The 18,268-nt window shown below is 56.5% G+C and carries 19 protein-coding genes; 9 read left to right on the top strand and 10 right to left on the bottom strand.

What is annotated here, in order from left to right; translation table 11 throughout:
• Positions 1-93 precede the first annotated feature (93 nt).
• From DU490_RS00100 to DU490_RS00090, 3 genes are all read left to right on the top strand, one after another.
• The gene (locus DU490_RS00100; RefSeq protein WP_114572315.1) at positions 94-468 is read left to right on the top strand and encodes a hypothetical protein; all 375 of its coding nucleotides are present in this window, start codon (positions 94-96) and stop codon (positions 466-468) included.
• Positions 469-638: 170 nt separating this feature from the next.
• The gene (locus tag DU490_RS00095) at positions 639-1,700 is read left to right on the top strand and encodes an AbiJ-NTD4 domain-containing protein (RefSeq protein ID WP_114572314.1); all 1,062 of its coding nucleotides are present in this window, start codon (positions 639-641) and stop codon (positions 1,698-1,700) included.
• A gap of 119 nt (positions 1,701-1,819) precedes the next feature.
• On the top strand, positions 1,820-2,806 hold the full coding sequence (locus DU490_RS00090) for a hypothetical protein (RefSeq protein WP_114572313.1): 987 nt from the start codon (positions 1,820-1,822) through the stop codon (positions 2,804-2,806).
• A gap of 140 nt (positions 2,807-2,946) precedes the next feature.
• On the opposite strand, the gene DU490_RS00085 is transcribed toward DU490_RS00090, so the two are convergent.
• Positions 2,947-3,567 carry a tyrosine-type recombinase/integrase gene (locus DU490_RS00085; protein ID WP_114572312.1) on the bottom strand — a complete coding sequence of 207 codons (621 nt, stop codon included), beginning with the start codon at positions 3,565-3,567 and terminating at the stop codon, positions 2,947-2,949.
• 186 nt (positions 3,568-3,753) lie between these two features.
• On the opposite strand from DU490_RS00085, the gene DU490_RS00080 reads away from it, so the two are divergent.
• The 3 genes from DU490_RS00080 (at position 3,754) to DU490_RS00070 (ending at position 5,705) form a co-directional block, all read left to right on the top strand.
• Positions 3,754-4,242, top strand: a complete 489-nt coding sequence (locus tag DU490_RS00080; RefSeq protein ID WP_114572311.1) for a hypothetical protein — start codon at positions 3,754-3,756, stop codon at positions 4,240-4,242.
• 215 nt (positions 4,243-4,457) lie between these two features.
• Positions 4,458-4,823, top strand: coding sequence for a hypothetical protein (locus DU490_RS00075; protein ID WP_114572310.1), 366 nt, complete (start codon positions 4,458-4,460; stop codon positions 4,821-4,823).
• Between the two features lie 237 nt (positions 4,824-5,060).
• The gene (locus DU490_RS00070) at positions 5,061-5,705 is read left to right on the top strand and encodes a hypothetical protein (RefSeq protein ID WP_114572309.1); all 645 of its coding nucleotides are present in this window, start codon (positions 5,061-5,063) and stop codon (positions 5,703-5,705) included.
• Between the two features lie 82 nt (positions 5,706-5,787).
• On the opposite strand, the gene DU490_RS17370 is transcribed toward DU490_RS00070, so the two are convergent.
• A complete protein-coding gene (locus DU490_RS17370) occupies positions 5,788-6,171 on the bottom strand; it encodes a hypothetical protein (RefSeq protein ID WP_181869921.1) in 384 nt (127 codons plus the stop codon).
• A 121-nt stretch (positions 6,172-6,292) separates the two neighbouring features.
• On the opposite strand from DU490_RS17370, the gene DU490_RS00060 reads away from it, so the two are divergent.
• A complete protein-coding gene (locus tag DU490_RS00060; protein WP_258801040.1) occupies positions 6,293-8,284 on the top strand; it encodes an acetyl-CoA hydrolase/transferase C-terminal domain-containing protein in 1,992 nt (663 codons plus the stop codon).
• Between the two features lie 33 nt (positions 8,285-8,317).
• On the opposite strand, the gene DU490_RS00055 is transcribed toward DU490_RS00060, so the two are convergent.
• The 8 genes from DU490_RS00055 to DU490_RS00015 form a co-directional block, all read right to left on the bottom strand.
• A complete protein-coding gene (locus tag DU490_RS00055) occupies positions 8,318-8,611 on the bottom strand; it encodes a helix-turn-helix domain-containing protein (RefSeq protein ID WP_114572306.1) in 294 nt (97 codons plus the stop codon).
• Between the two features lie 26 nt (positions 8,612-8,637).
• Complete coding sequence (locus DU490_RS00050) at positions 8,638-8,961, bottom strand: type II toxin-antitoxin system RelE/ParE family toxin (RefSeq protein ID WP_114572305.1); 324 nt, start codon at positions 8,959-8,961, stop codon at positions 8,638-8,640.
• Positions 8,962-8,986: 25 nt separating this feature from the next.
• A complete protein-coding gene (locus DU490_RS17070; RefSeq protein ID WP_181869910.1) occupies positions 8,987-9,148 on the bottom strand; it encodes a hypothetical protein in 162 nt (53 codons plus the stop codon).
• 706 nt (positions 9,149-9,854) lie between these two features.
• Positions 9,855-10,154: a hypothetical protein gene (locus DU490_RS00035; RefSeq protein WP_147270434.1), complete on the bottom strand. Its 300-nt coding sequence runs from the start codon at positions 10,152-10,154 to the stop codon at positions 9,855-9,857.
• A 297-nt stretch (positions 10,155-10,451) separates the two neighbouring features.
• A complete protein-coding gene (locus DU490_RS00030) occupies positions 10,452-11,711 on the bottom strand; it encodes a type II toxin-antitoxin system HipA family toxin (RefSeq protein WP_114572303.1) in 1,260 nt (419 codons plus the stop codon).
• Positions 11,701-11,961 carry a helix-turn-helix transcriptional regulator gene (locus DU490_RS00025; RefSeq protein WP_114572490.1) on the bottom strand — a complete coding sequence of 87 codons (261 nt, stop codon included), beginning with the start codon at positions 11,959-11,961 and terminating at the stop codon, positions 11,701-11,703. The genes DU490_RS00030 and DU490_RS00025 overlap by 11 nt, the downstream gene beginning before the upstream one ends.
• Positions 11,962-12,322: 361 nt before the next feature.
• On the bottom strand, positions 12,323-13,564 hold the full coding sequence (locus DU490_RS00020) for an FAD-binding oxidoreductase (protein ID WP_114572302.1): 1,242 nt from the start codon (positions 13,562-13,564) through the stop codon (positions 12,323-12,325).
• Between the two features lie 494 nt (positions 13,565-14,058).
• Positions 14,059-14,265: a cold-shock protein gene (locus DU490_RS00015; protein WP_114572301.1), complete on the bottom strand. Its 207-nt coding sequence runs from the start codon at positions 14,263-14,265 to the stop codon at positions 14,059-14,061.
• A 691-nt stretch (positions 14,266-14,956) separates the two neighbouring features.
• On the opposite strand from DU490_RS00015, the gene DU490_RS00010 reads away from it, so the two are divergent.
• Positions 14,957-16,705, top strand: coding sequence for a mechanosensitive ion channel family protein (locus DU490_RS00010; protein WP_114572300.1), 1,749 nt, complete (start codon positions 14,957-14,959; stop codon positions 16,703-16,705).
• A 135-nt stretch (positions 16,706-16,840) separates the two neighbouring features.
• Complete coding sequence (yghU, locus tag DU490_RS00005) at positions 16,841-17,716, top strand: glutathione-dependent disulfide-bond oxidoreductase (RefSeq protein ID WP_114572299.1); 876 nt, start codon at positions 16,841-16,843, stop codon at positions 17,714-17,716.
• Positions 17,717-18,268 lie beyond the last annotated feature (552 nt).

Below are 18,268 nucleotides of genomic sequence, written 5' to 3'. Positions count from 1 at the left end.
TCCGAGGGTTGAGCGAAGGGCAGAAAACGACCCTAAGCGGACATTTTCTAAACCTCGCAATTTTGTTTTCATATCAAGGTGCCAAGGTGATAAATGTTTGAATTAATAAAGGCAAGGGTATATATTGCTAGAGTTCAAGCGGAGCTAAAAGCTCAATATGACGATCAGGCTTTCGTGAACAGGATTTGTCAACTACCTGAGAATCTCAAGCAGTTGAGGGTGCTCCGTGAGCAAGCGTATTATAATAAGGAGCGCATCGCTCCATTTATGAATGTTTGCCATATTTTGGGTGAAAGCATGAAATCTGATTCGTTGTCAGAGGGGGATCGTGAAATCTGCGCCTCTTTATTGGCACAACGCCTGCAGAAGGCCGCTACTGACCCTCAGTTCAGGCTTCGGCACATCATGATTTTTAGTGACCTTGAAGAAAAGCTAAAAGATTGGGCAGCGGAAGGTCGGAATGATTAGGAATAAAATAATTGGAAGCCATTGGTGGAATGTTGCTTCAGTTAACGACCCAAAGCCTACATAGCGGCAAAGCCCGCACGCATGCTCATCGGTGTTAGTGCACGGAAGGAGATTCTACGTGATCCTGAGTAAGATCAGATTCCTAAAATTCGGACATAAATGGCCTGTTGATGCTCACTGATATCTTTGCTTATAGATACTTGGGAAATCCCATATGGGACAGCTTCAACGAAAACGCGCGGAGATTGCTAGCTCAAGGATTTCGAATCGTTGCCGAGCAGCTTTTCCCCTACTACGACGCCGACGGCAAGGAAAAACCCGAAGCTAAAGCGATATGGGACGGACTCAACAAGAAGTTGGCGATGGAGCTTGGTCTTAAGGATTTGTCTTCCCCTACTTATGGTTACTACACCCAGTGGAATGGTAATAAACACTGGACTAGCGGATCGTGGTCGAAAATTAAGGTGTGCGAGACCTTTGTTCTCGCCGAGTACGATGGTTCCGTGCCAGCCGATCAGTTCATCAAGGAACGCCTGAGCTTCATAGAACTAGCGTTCCGCCATCGAGAAGAACAACTTTTAGAGCTTAACGCTAGCCTCGATAGACGAGTTCAAGAAGCAAAGCTAGAGGCGAAGCTGAAGCCACAACGGGGAATACGTCTGCCCGGCAATCGAGGTGATGGACTTCGCGCGTGGAACAAAACTCAGAACGAGATGTTTCGGGCATCATGCAACGAACTAAACGAGCGGTTCCGTCGCTCTCGGGTGAAGCTTCACTATCATAATGGATTCATTCAAATCTCGGAGGATGAAGCCGTTATGAGACAGATAGAGCAGCCGTTCTGGATGTTGGTTGGCGATCCAATGTGGCAAAGCGTCGATCATGATATGAAAGAAGCTATTGACCTCCGGGATAGTGGTGGACGAGATCCGGTACTATTTGCAGCGAAGGCTCTGGAAAGCACCATCAAGATTATCTCTGACACCAAGGGCTGGACCCGGGGTACCGAAAAAGGGGCAGCAAACTACATTGACAACCTTCGAGCAAAAGCAAATGGTGAGTTAATAAATGATTGGGAGCGAGAGAGCCTGGTCGGGTTCTTCTCTAAGGTTCGAAATCCTTTCGGGCATGGTGCCGGTAGCCAACCAGTTCCGGAACTTTCCGCCCCACAAACAGACTGGGCAATTGAGTTTTGCATGATATGGGCGAAGAACTTAATTCGTCGACTATGATGAACATCTAACGCCGTGCCTTAACAGCACTTGACCGATGTTTTCCTTCGTTGCCGCTCCGATCATTGCAGTCAAGTAATGGTGAATCTGGTCGTTATGACCCATGGAGGCAGTGTGAAATGCTGACACGAGAGCAAATAGTTAAAATGTTCGTCGAGAAGATTTATGGAGACGGGTGGCACTGGCTGGCTTATCATTTTTCGACATATGCCCGTGGATGCGAACATTTCCTCGCTGCCTCTATTGTCGATTCATGTCTTGAAATTGAATGCTCGCTGAATGGATATAGCGAGGAGTTTTCCACAAGACTCTCGTCGCTATCTGGTAAAGATAAACACTTGCCTCATTATGAGCAGATAATTCAACTTCTATCTGAGTTATATGCTATCTGCCACATTATAGAGAAAGGAGGCGGCGAAGCAACGTTTGTTCACGAGCCGACCGCGGAAGGAAGCGAAAAGAATCCTGAGCTAGGTGTAACGTTCCACGATAAGGAACTATATTTCGAAGTTAAATGTAGACAGTTTATTGAGCACCACAATAATCGTGGTAATGCCGCAATTGAGCTTCCATCCAGGCAAGAGGGTGCTATTGAACTAGCGAGTATGATGGGTCATGGGGCAAATTCCATTGTCCTGCCGCGGGATAATGTCGTAAAAGATTTCTTGGTGTCCGCGGATTTAAAGTTCAGTGGATTTAAGAAACATAACCCCAATTGCGTATGTGTGTTAATAATCGTTTGGGATGACTTTGCATATGAACCTATCTCGTCGCTCATGAATAAGGCCAGTGGCCTGCTTACCGAAAAAAGTTTCTTTCAAGATGAAGGGGAGCCTGTCAGTTTCGAGAACATTGACGCAGTTCTGGTTGTCCGCCAAAGCCACCATATCGTGAGGGCCACCAGAAGTGAACTACCAGTGGATGGTCTTCGGCATCCTTTGGATTGGGGGAAGAGAGGAGATGTGTTGCCGAAGGCATTGATACCAGTGTCCGAACTTTCGGTGGAGTTGATAGAGTACTTATGTGACTTCTTGGAAGCGGTCCACATTGAGGCGTTGCAGAAGGCAGCAGACTATAGGCCTCAGGAGTTCGTCATGCATCTATAATCATAATCAGCAGGTGAAGCCAACCGGTACTGTGCTGCGCTCCAAGCCAGTGGTTTAGCTTGGTGTAAAACCAGGTCTTGCTGAATGGCCGCTTATGGCCGGATAGCGACGGCCTAGAGGCTAAGCCGTCGCTGGCCTCGCTAGACCTCTGTCTGCTCAGCCATGGCCAAAGCGTCATCCACCTCAATCCCTAGGTATCTTACGGTGCTTTCGAGTTTCGTATGGCCTAGGAGCAGTTGAACGGCTCTCAGGTTTTTCGTTCGGCGATAAATTAGCGATGCCTTGGTGCGCCGCAACGTGTGAGTGCCATAGGCTGAAGGCTCCAGGCCAATAGCGGTTACCCAGGATTTAACGATGCGCGCGTACTGCCTCGTAGACAAGTGACACGAGCTATTCAGGCGACTTGGAAACAAGTAGTCATCGTTACGGAGATGTGCAAGCCGCATCCACTCTTCTAAGGCATTGCGAGTCTGCTCGGTTATTTCAAACTGTACTGGCCTCTTCGTTTTCTGCTGTGTGACGATGGCTCTTGAAGACACATGGTTGCCATGGGATACATCTCGGAGGCGCAACTTGACTAAGTCACAGGCACGTAGTTTGCTATCGATCGCTAGCTCAAATAGCGCCAGATCTCGTGTCTTCTCAGCAAGCTGCAGTCTGACACGAATGGCCCAAATGTCTTTGAGGCGAAGCGGAGTCTTCTGACCGACCAGCTTGCCTTTGTTCCAGGGCTCATGGGTAGCGGTTGTTGAGGTGTTCATGGCATGGACCTCCACGGATGGAATGTATAGGATGGTCCAGTATATGCTCGTCTGCGCTGAAGCCTGCAGACGGTCAGTAGTTGAGAATGTGAAGTGACCCCCTGCGGGTATGGCGGGAAATGCAGCAGGTTCGTCCATCCAATCATAGAATTGTCAATCTAATCACTTTAGGAGGACACGGGTCACGTGACTACAGGAACGCATTTTATTGAAAAGCTGGGTGCAGCCGAGTTGCATTGGTTTTTCGTTCAGGCAGAGCAAGCGTTGAACGCAGAACTTTATATTCCGGCCTGTGTGAGTTTTATTAACGGTATTGAGGCGAGTCTACGTGTTACTAACCATCAGTTAGCCAGTAAAGCCGTAGATGACGAGCTTGGGCCAACTCTTAGCAACTCGCTACTCTGGCAAAGCCGCGAGAGAGGCATTCCGATTGCGGAGTTAGCCTTTCCGAGCGAAGCCGATTTCGATGCGAAGATAGAGAAGAGACAGCCGTATGCTGAAGTCGTACGCATTAGGCATAACCTGGCTCATGGCAATGTCATGGATTACATCAACCAAGAATACGGCGTCTTCACGCCGGAGTGCCTTCGTGACCTTGGTGCGCAACTGCTTAAAATTACCAATGTGTGGGCAGAATCATTAGGAAAGTTTCGAGCTGATAATTTATCCTACTAACAAGTCGATCCATTCGGCCCTCCCTTCGTTGTTGTAGCTAAGCTTTATTGTTGCTTCAGTAAATTTTGAAAAAATGCTTCTGTCTGGATGTGGAGTTATAGCCCGTATGAATGATATTCTAGAGCTAGGTAATGACCCTGTGCAGGCGCTCCAAAATGGGCATAATCACACAGCTACAGGAAGATTAGTGGTTGTCGTCTGGGTATGGAGTAAGCATGAGTGAGCTGGATTTTTATCTTCTAGTGGCCTTGGCCTGTACGATCTGTGGCTTCTTCATTGGAATGGGGCAGGTCATGGTGCAGGAGGGGTATGATCTGGAACGTCAGAAGCATCGTGCGCCTGAGGCCCGATTGGCTTTCGTTCTCGCTAGCCTATTGGGTATGGGTTACCTTGTAGCTTGGCTATGGATCTCTTATCAGCCCATATTCAAGCTGATTCCGGTGTTCATATTGGCTACCATAGCAGGGGTGTTTGGAGGAACTCTGACAAGAGATGGGGTCGGTCCTTGGTTGCCTATTGTGGGGTTGGTGGTGATGCCCTCCATGTTTCATGCTGCGCGCTTTTTTGAGCTTGCAGGATAGATGAGATAGCTAACTGATTAGCCGAGGACTGTTGTTTCCGATAGGTTAATTGATCATAGCAGAAAAGGACTACCACTTTATTGCTTGGTAATATCAGCATGTGATGAAGGACCGCTCCTGGCCGAATGCAGAACCTCAGCTTACAGTTGGTGGAGCTGGCTCGGCAGATGACGAAACAGAGCACCGTGCCAGAATAGGCTGCATTCTCGTACATCTGTATACGCACAAAGGTAAGCAATGACCATCGATAAGGCACTTCAAGCTCTTGAGGCATTCCAAGGAGACTCGCTGACCGGGAGTCTCTCGGATATTGAACGTCTAATTGTTGGCTCCGGCGTCGAAAACGTGGACGATTTCTGTGCGACGCGAGGAATCAATGGTGATTTTATGGACTCCGCCATAGCTATAAAACGCGTCGCGGGTCAGATCAATGTAATTATTCATGCTGCCGGCATACTTCGCTCTCTTTCTGGTCTACTTGAGCCAGAGGAAAAAGTAGAGAGCGTGTCGTTGGGGGCTGGCAACACTGGTCGGCAGTTCGATCTTGAGACAACTATTCGTGTTGCCGAGTATAAGTTCATTGACTGGCAGGGCGGATCAGAGTCAATTCGACAGAATGGCATCTTTAAGGATTTTTTCGAACTGGCGGAACACGAAACTGACAAGAAGAAGTACCTGTACGTTGTCGGTACCGAGTACCCTCTCAAGTTCTTCAATGGGGGCCGTGCGTTGACCAGCGTCCTCAGCAGGAACCCAAAGATTTTGGAGCACATCAAAGAGAAGTACGGCGACAGTGTCAGCCGGGTTCGAGACTATTACGAAATGAAAAAGCACGACGTCAGAATTTGTGATGTTACTCCATACATTGGGAGGAAAACATGATAATTCGTTTACGTGCGGCGGTTTGAAATCTGCTCATCGGCTTTCAAGCTGCGGCTCTTTTGCGTTATTAATTACAGATGTCTCAACGTCCTCTTCTGGCCGATTCCTGCCATTGAGTGTCTATCTCAGTGAAGGAAATAAAAGCGGCTGGTTTCCTCACTTTCTGTGCCGCACTATTGTTGGTGTTCTCTCCAAGGTTGGCAACACCGCGGTCGCGAGCTAAAGCTACCTCCAACAACCTTCTTTTCATGTGTGGTGGCGCGTCATGGCCGTTGGCTGGCCTACAGGCTGGTAAACCTCCAGAGTGTCGCCACTCGCCATGGCGGTTGCCACCCTGGCGCCGCATGACCACCTCGATCCCCATCAGGTCCAGCACGTCCAACACCTTTTGCAGCTGTAGGGTTGGCTTGCCTCGCTCCAGGTCGACGATGAAGCGATTTCCAGTGCCGGCGAGGTCGATCTGCAATAGCCTTTGCTCGGTGTGCAGCTGGCGCCCAGCTTGCCGAGGTCTTCGCTTTTGGCGAATGAATGTGGCGAGGTGGCCAGGTTGGAAGGTGGGAAGGGGAGTCGTGTCCCCATGTGCTAGCTTGAAGCGTAACGAAGCCAAGGATGGGGTTCAGGCTATGGGCGAGCCGGTGAGTTATCAGGACGCTGAGGCGTGCGTGGATCAGGTCATCAAGCGGGTGGGCAAGAACATTGTGTTAGGGCTGCCGCTGGGGTTGGGTAAACCCCTGCGTTTTGTGAACGCCCTCTATGCCCGCGCCCAGTGTGATCCGACGATCAAGCTGCATATCGTCACCGCTCTCTCTTTGCTGGCACCGGCGGGCAGCTCCTCCCTGGAACGCCGTTTCCTGGGGCCGTTTATCGAGCGTCTGTACGGCGATATCCCCGAGCTGGCCTATGCCCGAGATGCCCAGGCCAACCGCCTGCCGGACAATGTCACGGTGGCCGAATTCTTTTTCCAGGCCGGCAACCTGAAGAACAACACCGACCAGCAGCGCCACTATATCTGCACCAACTACACCCACGCGCTGCGTGATTTAATGGCCCAGGGCATCAATGTGATCGGTCAACTGGTATCGCCCGACGAGCGGGACGAGACGGTGAGCCTGAGCTGCAATCCGGACCTGACCCTGGATCTGTTACCCCAGCTGCGCGAGCAGCCCTATGCCACCGCTTGCGTCGCGGAAACCAATCGGCACCTGCCGTACCTGGGTAATGACGCGGCTGTGGCGCGTACTGATTTTGATCTGCTGCTGGAGAGCCCGGGGACCGACTATCCGCTGTTCAGCGCGCCCCAGACACCCATCTCGTCGGAAGATCACCTGATCGGCTTCTACGCCAGTACTTTGCTGAAGGATGCCGGCACGCTGCAAATCGGCATCGGTTCCCTGGGGGCGGCGCTGGTGCACAGTACCCTGTTGCGCCAGCGGGACAATGCCCGGTGGCAAGCGCTTTACAAGGACCTGCAGGTGGCCCAGCGGTTTCCGGTGGCTGAGCAGTGGGGCGACACCCAATCCTTCAGCCAGGGGCTGTATGGCTGCAGCGAGATGATGGTGGATGGCTTTATCTACCTGATGGAAGGCGATGTGCTCAAGCGCCGGGTCTTTGCCGACGCCGACTTCCAGGAAGCGATCAACCGGGGCGAGATCGACCCCGAGAGCAGCGACCACCCCGACGCGGCCAAGGGTGTGGTGATGCACGGCGGTTTCTATCTGGGGCCGCGGCGTTTTTACGACAAGCTGCGCGAGCTGCCCGCCGCCGAGCGTGCGCGCATCAACATGACCAGCGTCAACTACATCAATGATCTCTACGATCACCGCTTCGGGAATCAGCGGCTCAAGGTGGCCCAGCGCCAGCATGCGCGGTTTATCAATTCCGCCATGCTATGCACGATCGATGGGGCGGTGGTATCGGATGGCCTGGAGGATGGGCGGGTGATCAGCGGTGTGGGCGGGCAGTACAATTTTGTCGCCATGGCCCACGAGCTGAGCGAGGCTCGCTCGGTCATCACCCTGCGAAGTACCCGCGAGGCCGGAGGCAAAACCCTGTCCAATATCTTGTTCAGCTACGGCCACTGCACCATTCCCCGCCACCTGCGCGATATCGTGGTGACCGAATACGGTATCGCCGATTTGCGTGGTCGCTCTGATGAGGAGGTGTGCCTGGCGTTGATCGCCATTGCCGATGCGCGTTTCCAGTCCGAGCTGCTGGCGCAGGCCAAGGACGCCGGCAAAGTGGCCGCCGACGTCGAGATTCCCGCGCTCTGGCGGGACAATACCCCGGAGCAACTGGCGCAGCAGTTTGAGCGGATGGGCGGCGAGCAGGTCTTTCCCCGCTTTCCGTTTGGCACCGACTTTACCGACGAGGAGCTGACCCTGGGCAAGGCCCTCAAGCAGCTCAAGGCGCGCACCGCCACCCGAAGCGGCAAGCTGAAGGCCCTACTCGGCGCTCTGGGCGCAGGCCAAACCAGCGACGCTGAACAGTCGCTGCTGGCCCGGCTCGAGCTGGATCGGCCCAGCGGCTGGAACGAGCACCTGGAGCGGCGGCTGGTGCTGCAGGCGCTGCGATCGGGCTAGTGGGGCACTGAGCGGGCGGGTGGGGCCAACCTATCAGGCGGCCACTTCTTTCTCGTCCTCAATCGCCAGCTCGAGATGGAAGTGAGCCGGCCCCGTCAGGTTGACCAGAGCGTCCAGACTGAACTTGTTGATGCGGCCGTTCAGCAGGTCGTTGAGGCGAGGCTGGGTGATGCCCAGTCGGTGCGCGGCCTCATTCTGAGTGATGTCCCACTCCCGGACACGGCCGGCGATCTTTGCCATGAGCTCGGAGCGCAGACGCATGTTCAGCGCCTCTTCGGGAGTGTCCTCAATGGCGTCCCATACGCTGTCATAATACTCGATGGCCATGGTGTCACCTCGCTTGGTGGCCGGGCTTAGGGCAGCTCTTTGTATCGCTGCTTGCCCAGGTCGATGTCTTTCTTGGCGGTCTTCTGGGTTTTCTTCTGGAAGCAGTGGAGCACGAATACCGCATCGCCCCGGTTAGCCACATAGAAGACCCGAAAGGCCCCATTGTCTTCCCGGATGCGGATCTCCATGACGCCAGGGCCAACGCTTGGCATGGGGCGGAAGTCGTCTGGTTGTCCTCCAGCTTGAACCTTGTCGATCTGAAACCCTGCTTCGCGCTTGGCGTCCAGAGGGAAGTCGCGCAGCCGGTCCTTCGAGTCTCCGACGAATGCGACGGGTTTCTTCCGCGCCACGCTGCCCTCCTTGGCCTCTGTGAACCTATATCAATACCGATATAATAGGCTCATCAACCGAACGGTTCAAGCGCGGGGCCAATTCCTGCCATTCGAGGGCATACTCGAAGCGCAGCGGTTGAGCGTCGTAGAGCCGGCCGACGGGCTTGTCGCCGTGGTAAACCGCCAGGGTGTCGTCACTCGCCATGGCGGCTGCCACTCTTGCGCCGCACGACGACCTCGAGCCCCATCAGGTCCAGCACCTCCAATACCTTTCCTGATTACGCATAAGACTCAGCAGGCGCCTGGTGGAGGCCGCCGTGTTGGCGGTGATCGTTGGCGTCGGCAACACCGACGGGAGGCCTGCGTCCTCCAGTCGTGAGCTGAAGCTTCCTCCAACAATGACGTGGCACCGCCGGTGGAGAAGGCAGCTGTTGGAGCGCTGGTTCCCATCGCGACTGGCGCCGCCAGGCGCCCGGCGGAGGCTGAAAAGTTGGTTGTTGTCGCGAATACCGGCAACACCGCCGGGAGCCCTGCGGCCTCCAGTCGTGAGCTGAAGCTACTCCGACAGCGGCGTGGCAACGTTGGTGGAGAAAATCGCTAAGGGAGGATGAATTATAACGTCTTGACCATCCGAGCTCTTTCAGTGTGGCTCAAGATTGGCCCGATGGCTGATCAAGGTGAGTAATCAGGATACCTTTTGGAGCTGCAGGGTCGGCTTGCCGCGCTCCAGGTCGACGATGAAGCGGTTGCCGGTGCCGGCCAGGCCGGTGAGGTCGATCTGCAATAGCCCCTGCTCGGCGCGCAGCTGGTTTGATAAAAAACATAAAAACCGCCACTGTCGGATCATCCCGGGTGGCGGTTTTGCGTTTCTGTTCTTGCTGTGGCGATTGCCGCTGGAGGACTGGCTCCGCTCAGCGCCGCAGCATGAGCACGTTAGACTGGGTCTTCGTGCTGTAGGGCTTTAGCGCTGCCGCTGTGATTTTTGCGGGGTCGGCCCCGCTGGCCATCGCCACTGCCGCTCGCTCGGTCGCGGTGGCGTAAATCGTCCCTTTCTCCATCATCATGCTCATGGCATCGGGGAGGGTCATGGTGCCGCTGGCCATCATCATGGTGCGGCGGACGATCACCTCACTGGAAGAAAGCATCATCTGGTTGTAGGAAGATGCGATCTTCATCCATGCGAACATCATGTTCATCGGGTTGTTCGACATTTGTCTGGTACTCCTCGTGATTCAGGGCTTCGATCTGGTGCTTGTTCATGGAGATTGCTCTTGGAGAGTGCTCCTGTGGATAGCGGGTATCCACGCCTGAGCCTCGCCATGAAGCCATCGGGACTCAGAATTAGAGTCACACTAACCTGGCCTGCGGCCTGTGTCGGTACGCTGGCCCACATTCACATGGCCTTCATGCCCCAGTTCGTGGCACCCAGCCAGCCCTTGCTGCCGCAGCTGGTGATCCCATGGATTTCCATTGGTGCATCTCATCCACGATGCGGCCAAAGGCCACCCCTATCCGGCAAGCCACCGCTCCGGCAGCTTGTGGCAATGGCTCAGCAGCCGCTGCTGTAGCCTTTCCAGTAGTGTCTGCTCAGTACCTTGATGGGCCACGGTGCTCAGGGAGGCGAGTGTGCTGTCAATGGCTGCTGGCATGCGCTCGGCGAGTTCTAGCCCCTGGCGTATGAAATAGCGTGGCTGGAAGCGCATCGAGCGGGCCAGCGCTTCGAGGTGCGAGCGTTCGATGCTGCCGGGGCGATCCTCGTCGGCGATGCAAAACGCGAAGCGGCGCGCGAGCCCGCTATAGAGCGTCGTGCTCATCAGATCGTAGAACGGCGCCAGCCGAGGCCCCTCGTCGGTATAGAGGATGGCGAGGTTCTTGGCGTGGCTGTCGTTGTTGCCCACCAGCAGGTTGAAGAAGAACCAGGCGATCAGGCGCTGCAAGTCCTTGGCCGGTGCGCCGACCTGCTGCAGCAGGTCGCGACAGCGAGCCAGGCCGGGCCCGCCGTCGCTTTCGTACTTGATCAACGAAGGTGTACCGGCGAGCTGGCAGAAGTCGAGCTGGTGCAGGCGCCGCAGTCCGCCCTGTTCATCGGCAACCCGGTCGTAGCGGCGTACAAGGCAGGCGTGGGTCTCGGGCTGGTAGCTGGCCTCGGCGACTTTGAGTCCGAGTTCGGCGGCCAGCCGCATGCAGAAGGTCTCGTTGATGGCGGAACCCCATACGCCCCTCAGGGCCTGGATGTCCGGCTTGAGAATATGGCTGGAAGGCGCCGACCCTTCCGGTATGGCGGGGCTCCCATCTTCCAGCACCATCAGTAGTAGCTTGTCCTGAGCGCCGGCCAGCGAGATGCGGGCTTCCTCACCTTGTTGCGAGAGCAGGGGGCTTCGTTCCCGGTGTTGCAGGTGTCCCGCCAGCGCTTCCCAACTGATAGGGCGATAGTGCGGCGGAGTCGGTGATTCGCCCGGCGGCAGCAAGGTGAAGCCGCTGGCCGTGTCCCCGCCGATGGCCTTCAGCAGGCCGAAAACGGTCGTGGTGTGGTGGCGAAGTGCCAGATGGTGGCGCAGGTCGCCTTCCGGCAGCAGGTTCTCGAAGTAGGCCAGCACCGCATCGCCAACGTGAACCTGCTGAATGAGCGGCAGCGAGGGCGAGAGGCTGACCGCTTCAGGATGCTCCAGCCATTCGGTAGCATACTCAAAGTGCAGCGGTTGAACGTCGTAGAGGCGTCCGACATATTTGTCGCCGTGGTAAACCGCCAGAGTGTCGTCACTCGCCATGTCGGCTGCCACCCTTGCGCCGCACGACGACCTCGAGCCCCATCAGGTCCAGCACATCCAACACCTTTTGCAGTTGCAGGGTCGGCTTGCCCCGCTCCAGATCGACGATGAATCGGTTGCCGGTGCCGGCCAGGCCGGCGAGGTCGATCTGCAATAGCCCCTGTTCGGCGCGCAGCTGGCGTACCAGCTTGCCGAGCTCTTCGCTGTGGCGAATGTGTGCCGGGTGGGCAGGGGAGTCGTTGGTAGGCATGGGAACCTGCATGTGATTACTGTTCGGTAATTCTAGGCACGGTTCCCCTGTTCCGCAATAAAATAATTACCGAGCGGTAATCATGAGGCCGTCAGGACGCGATAAGTGGCGGAAATTACCGAGCGGGAACTCTGCTCGAGTTTCCCTGGCAGGGGAGTAGTGGGAGCCATGACAAAGCGGGCACCCTAAGGGTGCCCGCTTTCGTCGGCTTTGCACGAAAACTGCCTGCGCTCGGTCATGCGGCGTTAAAAATCGGCTCAAAATGCTCATTTACACCCAGCAAACTCCGCTTTTTCACCAATTTTTGCCTTGCCTGACCTTCGCTCGCCGACTTTTCGTACAAAGCCTAGTGGCCTTGCATTTAGAAGCGATCGACGCGGAATGGCGTCATATCCACCGCGGGCTCTTCGCCATCCATCATCTGGGCGAGCAACTCACCGGTGGCCGGGCCCAGGGTAAAGCCCTGATGGCCGTGGCCGAAGGCGAGCCACAGCCCCGCCTTGTCGGGGGCCGGACCGATCACCGGCTTCATGTCAGGCATACAAGGCCGAGCCCCCTTCCAGGGCTGGCCGTCACGACGCTTGCCCAGCGGGAACAGCTTGCGTGCCACTTTCTCGGCGGCGGCCAGCTGCTTGTACTGGGGCGGCGAGTCCAGGTCGGCAAGCTCGGCGCCGGTGGTCAGGCGAATCCCGGCGCGCATCGGCTCGAGCAGGAACCCCTTCTCGGCGTCCATTACCCAGTGGTTGAGCTTGGCCCCTTCTTCCGCGGAATAGTGCATATGGTAGCCGCGCTTCACGAAAAGCGGCACTTTCATGCTCAGCCTCGCCAGCAGTTCTCCGGCCCATGGCCCCATGGCCACCACCACCTGCTCTGCCTCCAGGGCACCCTCACTGGTATTGACCCGCCAGCCGCCATCTACCTGGAACACGTCCTCGACGCTGGCCTGCATCACATGGCCGCCCTGTTCTGCAAAGCTGCGGGCGTAGGCCTGCACCAGGCCACCCGGGTCCGAGACCATCCAGGGCTGCGTCCAGTGGATCGCCCCGATCAGCCCCTTGCCCAGATACGGCTCCTTGGTATAGAGCGCCTCGGCGTCAAGCACCACATACTCGACCCCAAAGCGCTCGTGGTTCTCCCTGGCCTCTTTCTGGCACTCCTCGAACGCCTTGCGGGTGCGGTAAAGCTCCAGCCAGCCGCCCTTGCGCACCAGCGCCTCGGCGCCGGCGGCCTCGATCATCGGCGCGTGGGCATCCTGGCAGCGCATGATCAGCGACGCCCACTCGCGTACGATTCGCTCGTAGCGCTTACCACTCGAGTTGAGCCAGTAGTTCAGCAGCGGACCCGCCGCGTTCATCATGCCGGTGGGGCGGTAGCGAATATCCACCTTGCGGTTGGGTAGCACCCGCAGCAGGGTGCCGATATCACGGGGGAAGGCGTAGGGGCGAACCGCTTCACGCTGGATGATGCCGGCATTGCCGAAGGAGGTCTCGAGCCCCGGCTCGCGGCGGTCCACCAGCGTGACGTCATGACCGCGACGCACCAGATGCCAGGCCACTGATACGCCGACTATGCCGGCACCAAGAACGATGATATTGCGGGCCATGAAGGTCTCCCTGCCAATGTATGCAGAAAGCTCCGCCGCGGCGCGGAGCTTGTCAGGTAAGGAGTTTAGCAGCACTTCCTGGAAGATCGGTCAAATACTGATAATTAAGATGATAACTCTATTGTAAGAATAAAAAGCAGTGTTTAGAATCAAAAATTGAAGAAAAGGTGAGGCTATTTGCTTTTTGGTCTTCTGGGCCTGCGGCTTGGCACCGCTGGCAGTTCGCGCTGAACCGGTTAGTTGAGGGGGGTGAAGTGGTGACGGAGGTCGCCATTACCCATGGCGTTCAGTCGGCGACGGCCATCTCGTTCTTCATGGTGGAGAGGGCCAGATCACCCGTCTGGTCGAATACTGGCCGGAGCCTTATCCAGCGCCGCTGGGAAGGGCGCATCTCGTCGAGCCGAGCTCAACGTTATATTCATAACGCAACAAGGCCCGCCGAAGCGGGCCTTGTCATCGAACCGTGAGGTTCGAGAACTCGTTAAACCGTCAGGTTATGCGAGTTGCTTGATATTTGAAGCCTGAAGGCCTTTCTGGCCCTGGGTCACGTCAAAAGAGACGGAGCTGCCTTCCTGCAGGGACTTGAAGCCTTCTGCCTGAATTTCGGAGAAGTGGGCAAAAACGTCATCACCGCCGTCAGCCGGAGTAATGAAGCCGAAACCTTTGGAATCGTTGAACCACTTAACTGTGCCAGTTGTCATGATATAAATCCTTTCGCGCTTAGCGCCTTGCAATATTTCTGGTTTTACCCAGGTTAATAGCGGGTAGAACGAGATAAATTACAGACTGCCGAAAGAATCGAACACTACTGAAACTCTATAACGCTTACTAACCAGCTGTGACTACGGTGCCACGGTTATTGGCTTGGGTCAAAGTCTTTCTGTTTAATTTTTCGGTATTGGCGCGAACTACATGTTTTCGTTGAAATAATAAAATGCTAATTTCGGGCGATACGATACAAAAGCCTCACTCGCTTAGTTGATGGGATGAGCAGCCTGGCCCTGTGTGGCCGAAATTAAGGAGCGGCGGCTGGCTCGCAGCAGGGCTCACGTCCGCAACCATGTTATGCTATAACATATTTCGTAGCCTTCAGATGCATTCGTGCCCGCCATGACAGCTTTCCAGTACGGCCTGTATGGACCTGAGCGGTGAAGCGATGCCCAGGGTTTCAGCGCCACTCTCGACCCCACGGTTGGCTACTCCTCCACCTGCCCGTGCTCGGCCGCCGCCTTGCGAGAGCCGTATCAGCCTACGACTGGACGAAGCGGTAGCTGGTGAGCTGTACTGCGTTCAGTTAGCGGTCCGGTCGGCCTGATGCTATAGGCCGGACGGGCCCAATCAGCGGTGTCTGAGGGAAAAGGCAGTGGGTCCGCTTCAATCAGGATGAACTCTATGACTACAAACGTCGCATGGCGATTGTTGGCAGTGTGGGCCGTAATCGCATTGGCTATTTTCCTATCAGGTCCCGGCGTGGCCCAGGTGCCGCGGGGCATGGACTCGAATGATAGCGAGAGTGAGAGTGAGAGTGAGAGCGAGGAGAGGCTATGGTTTTCTCTCGATTCGTTAAACACCGGGCTTGATGAGGCCCCAGAAGAGGTCAAGCGGCTGACCCCGCGGGACTCGATCCGCAGTTTTCTGCAGCTTGCCGAAAACGAGGATTATGCCTCTGCGGCTCACTTGCTTAACCTTTCTGAGCTGGACGAGGCTGAGCAGCAGCAGAGTGCCGCCGCACTCGCTCGGCAGTTGGCTTCCGTACTAAAGCGTGGTGAATGGTTCAATGTCTCCAACCTTTCCGGTCGCCAGGATGCCGCCATCGAGGATCCGTCGGGTCAGCATCCCCAGGCCGGAGTGCCGCGCCGAAATCTTGAGTTGGCATCGCTCGAGGCCATGGGTGAAACCTATGATATCCGTCTGGCCCGATACCGGCTGGACGACGAGGATCCGGTCTGGCTGATCACTCCCGATAGCGTTGCATCAATTCCTGTGCTTTACGAGGCGTTCGGTCCGTCGCTGCTGGAGGCGTACATTCCGGAACGGTTCAAGACGTCATTCGGGATGCTCGAAATCTGGGAGTGGATCGCCATTCCCGTCTTCCTGTTACTGATCGGCCTGGTGGGATGGGGTGTCTTCGCCTTGGTCGGTTTGCTGGCACACTGGTTTCCCAACGGCGTGCCCAGCATCTTCGCCAGCAGGATTCGCGGGCCCATGGCATTTCTCGTCATGGCCTTCGTCGCCCAGGCACTGCTCGACTATGTGGTTTCCTTCACGGCCGTGGCCACCACCTTCATCCGAATTCTGCTGATCATGTTCATTGCCTGGGGTGTCGCGACGATTGCGCTTCGCCTGGTGGATACCATCCTGCTCAGCGTGACCAGGCGGTTCGTGGGGGATATCGACGACACCAAGCCCAAGGATGAGCGCAGGCTGCTCACCTCGCTCTATGCGTTGCGCCGGGTCATCATTCTGATCACGGTCATTGCCGTTTCCGTCTATGTGCTGAGCCAGATCCAGCTCTTCGAGACGTTGGGCATGTCGCTATTGGCATCGGCCAGCGTTCTGGCGGTGCTGGTGGGTATCGCGGGCCAGGCGATGCTGGGCAATATTCTGTCCTCGTTCCAGGTATCGTTGGCCAAGCCCATACGCATCGGCGACCTGGTGATGTTCGAAGGGCAGTGGTGCTACGTGGAAGGCATCTTCTACACCTTCATACGGCTGCGAGGGTGGGATGAGCGGCGCTTGATCGTGCCGGTGACTTACTTTGTTACCAAGCCATTCGAGAACCTCTCCATCAAGAACGCCAAGATGTACCGGACGCTGGATCTGGTTCTCCATTTGAGTGCGGATGTGCAAATCATTCGAGAAAAATTCACGGAGTATGCCAAGGAACAGGACAGCGTTATTGAACACCATAAGCTGTGTTGCTACGTCACCGGCCAGAACGAAAGGGCCCAGACCATTTCCTGCTACCTGATGGCCTCCGATCCCTTTGCCGGCTGGACAGCGGAAATGAATGTCCGCGAAAGGCTGATAGCCTTCATCCGAGACAATCACCCCGAGTGGTGGCCGCGAGAGGTGGTGGTGTTCAGCCGGCACGATATTGCCAAGGGCGAAAGTGCAGCTGGCCGAGGGGAGTGGGGGTAGAAAACCGTAATGAGGGCCTTCCGCGTCAGGCATCATTTGCCAGGAAGATTATCGTGCGGTAACTCTGGGCGACTTGTCCATGAACTGCCAGCGCTGCCAGCGCACACCGCAGTCATTCAGCATTTTGGAGCAGCCATGAGCCAAGAAAACGAGTACGAGCCGCCGAAGGTGTGGAAGTGGAAGAAGGAGAGCGGGGGGCAGTTTGCCAGTATCAACCGACCCGTCGCCGGCCCCACCCATGACAAAGCGCTGCCGGTCGGCAAGCATTCGTTCCAGCTCTATTCGCTGGCCACGCCCAACGGGATGAAGGCCACGATCATGTTCGAGGAGTTGCTGGCGCTGGGTCACAAGGATGCCGAGTACGATGCCTGGTTGATAAAGATCGGCGATGGTGATCAGTTCGGTAGTGGATTTATCGAGGTCAATCCCAACTCGAAGATCCCGGCGCTGATGGACCACGGTACCAGGCCACCCACCCGGGTGTTCGAGTCGGGCTCGATTCTGCTCTATCTGGCCGAGAAGTTCGGCGAGTTTCTGCCCCGCGACCCGGCCGGGCGCACGGAAACTTTGAACTGGCTGTTCTGGCAGATGGGCAGCGGGCCATACCTGGGCGGTGGCTTCGGCCATTTCTATGCCTACGCACCGACCAGGATAGAGTATGCAATCGATCGCTTCACAATGGAGGTCAAGCGGCAGCTCGACGTGTTGGATCGTCGCCTGGCCGAGACTCGCTACCTGGGCGGGGATGAGTACACCATCGCCGATATCGCGACGTGGCCGTGGTACGGACAGCTGGCGCTCGACCGCGTCTACGATGCCGGCGAGTTTCTGCAGGTGCAGGGGTATGAGCACGTGCAGCGCTGGGCCAGGGAAATCGACACCCGCCCGGCGGTACAGCGCGGGCGCATGGTCAACCGCACCTCCGGCAAGCCGCAGGAGCAGTTGCATGAGCGCCACGACCCCAGCGATTTTGAATTGATGACACAAGACAAGCTCGAAGCTCTGGACTGATTCCTGCCGAATATTCAACAACGGCTGGGAAATGGCCAAGCCGGATCTGGTGGCCTGAGCCCTTCTACACCAGCCTTTTCTATCTGGCCTTGGCATTCATGGCCTTGATTTTTGGTTCTTCACACTTTGGCGTGAATCTGCTCTGCACAGACTGCATTGTGGAAGGACGCCTCGGCGATAGCGACGCAGGCGCTCCTTGTTGGAGCGCTCGGTTCGTAGCCCCGACTCCGCATCGCGACTGGCGCCGCCAGGCGCCTTGGCGGAGGCTGAAACGCTGGCAGTGGTCGCCGGCATTGGCAACACCGCCGGGAGGCCTGCGGCCTCCAGTCGTGATCTAAAGATACTCCAACAGCGGCGTGGCGCCGTCGGTGGAGAGGGTCGCTGTTGGAGCGCTGCTCCGCATCGCGACTGGCGCCGTCGGTGGAGAGGGTCGCTGTTGGAGCGCTGCTCCGCATCGCGACTGGCGCCGCCAGGCGCCTTGGCGGAGGCCACAGCGTTGGCGAGGTCGCCGGCACGGGCAACACCGCCGGGAGGCCTTCGGCCTCCAGTCGT

Source organism: Halomonas sp. DQ26W, from assembly GCF_003339685.1.
Taxonomy (GTDB): Bacteria; Pseudomonadota; Gammaproteobacteria; order Pseudomonadales; family Halomonadaceae; genus Halomonas.
This window is presented reverse-complemented; position numbering and strand designations above follow the sequence as displayed.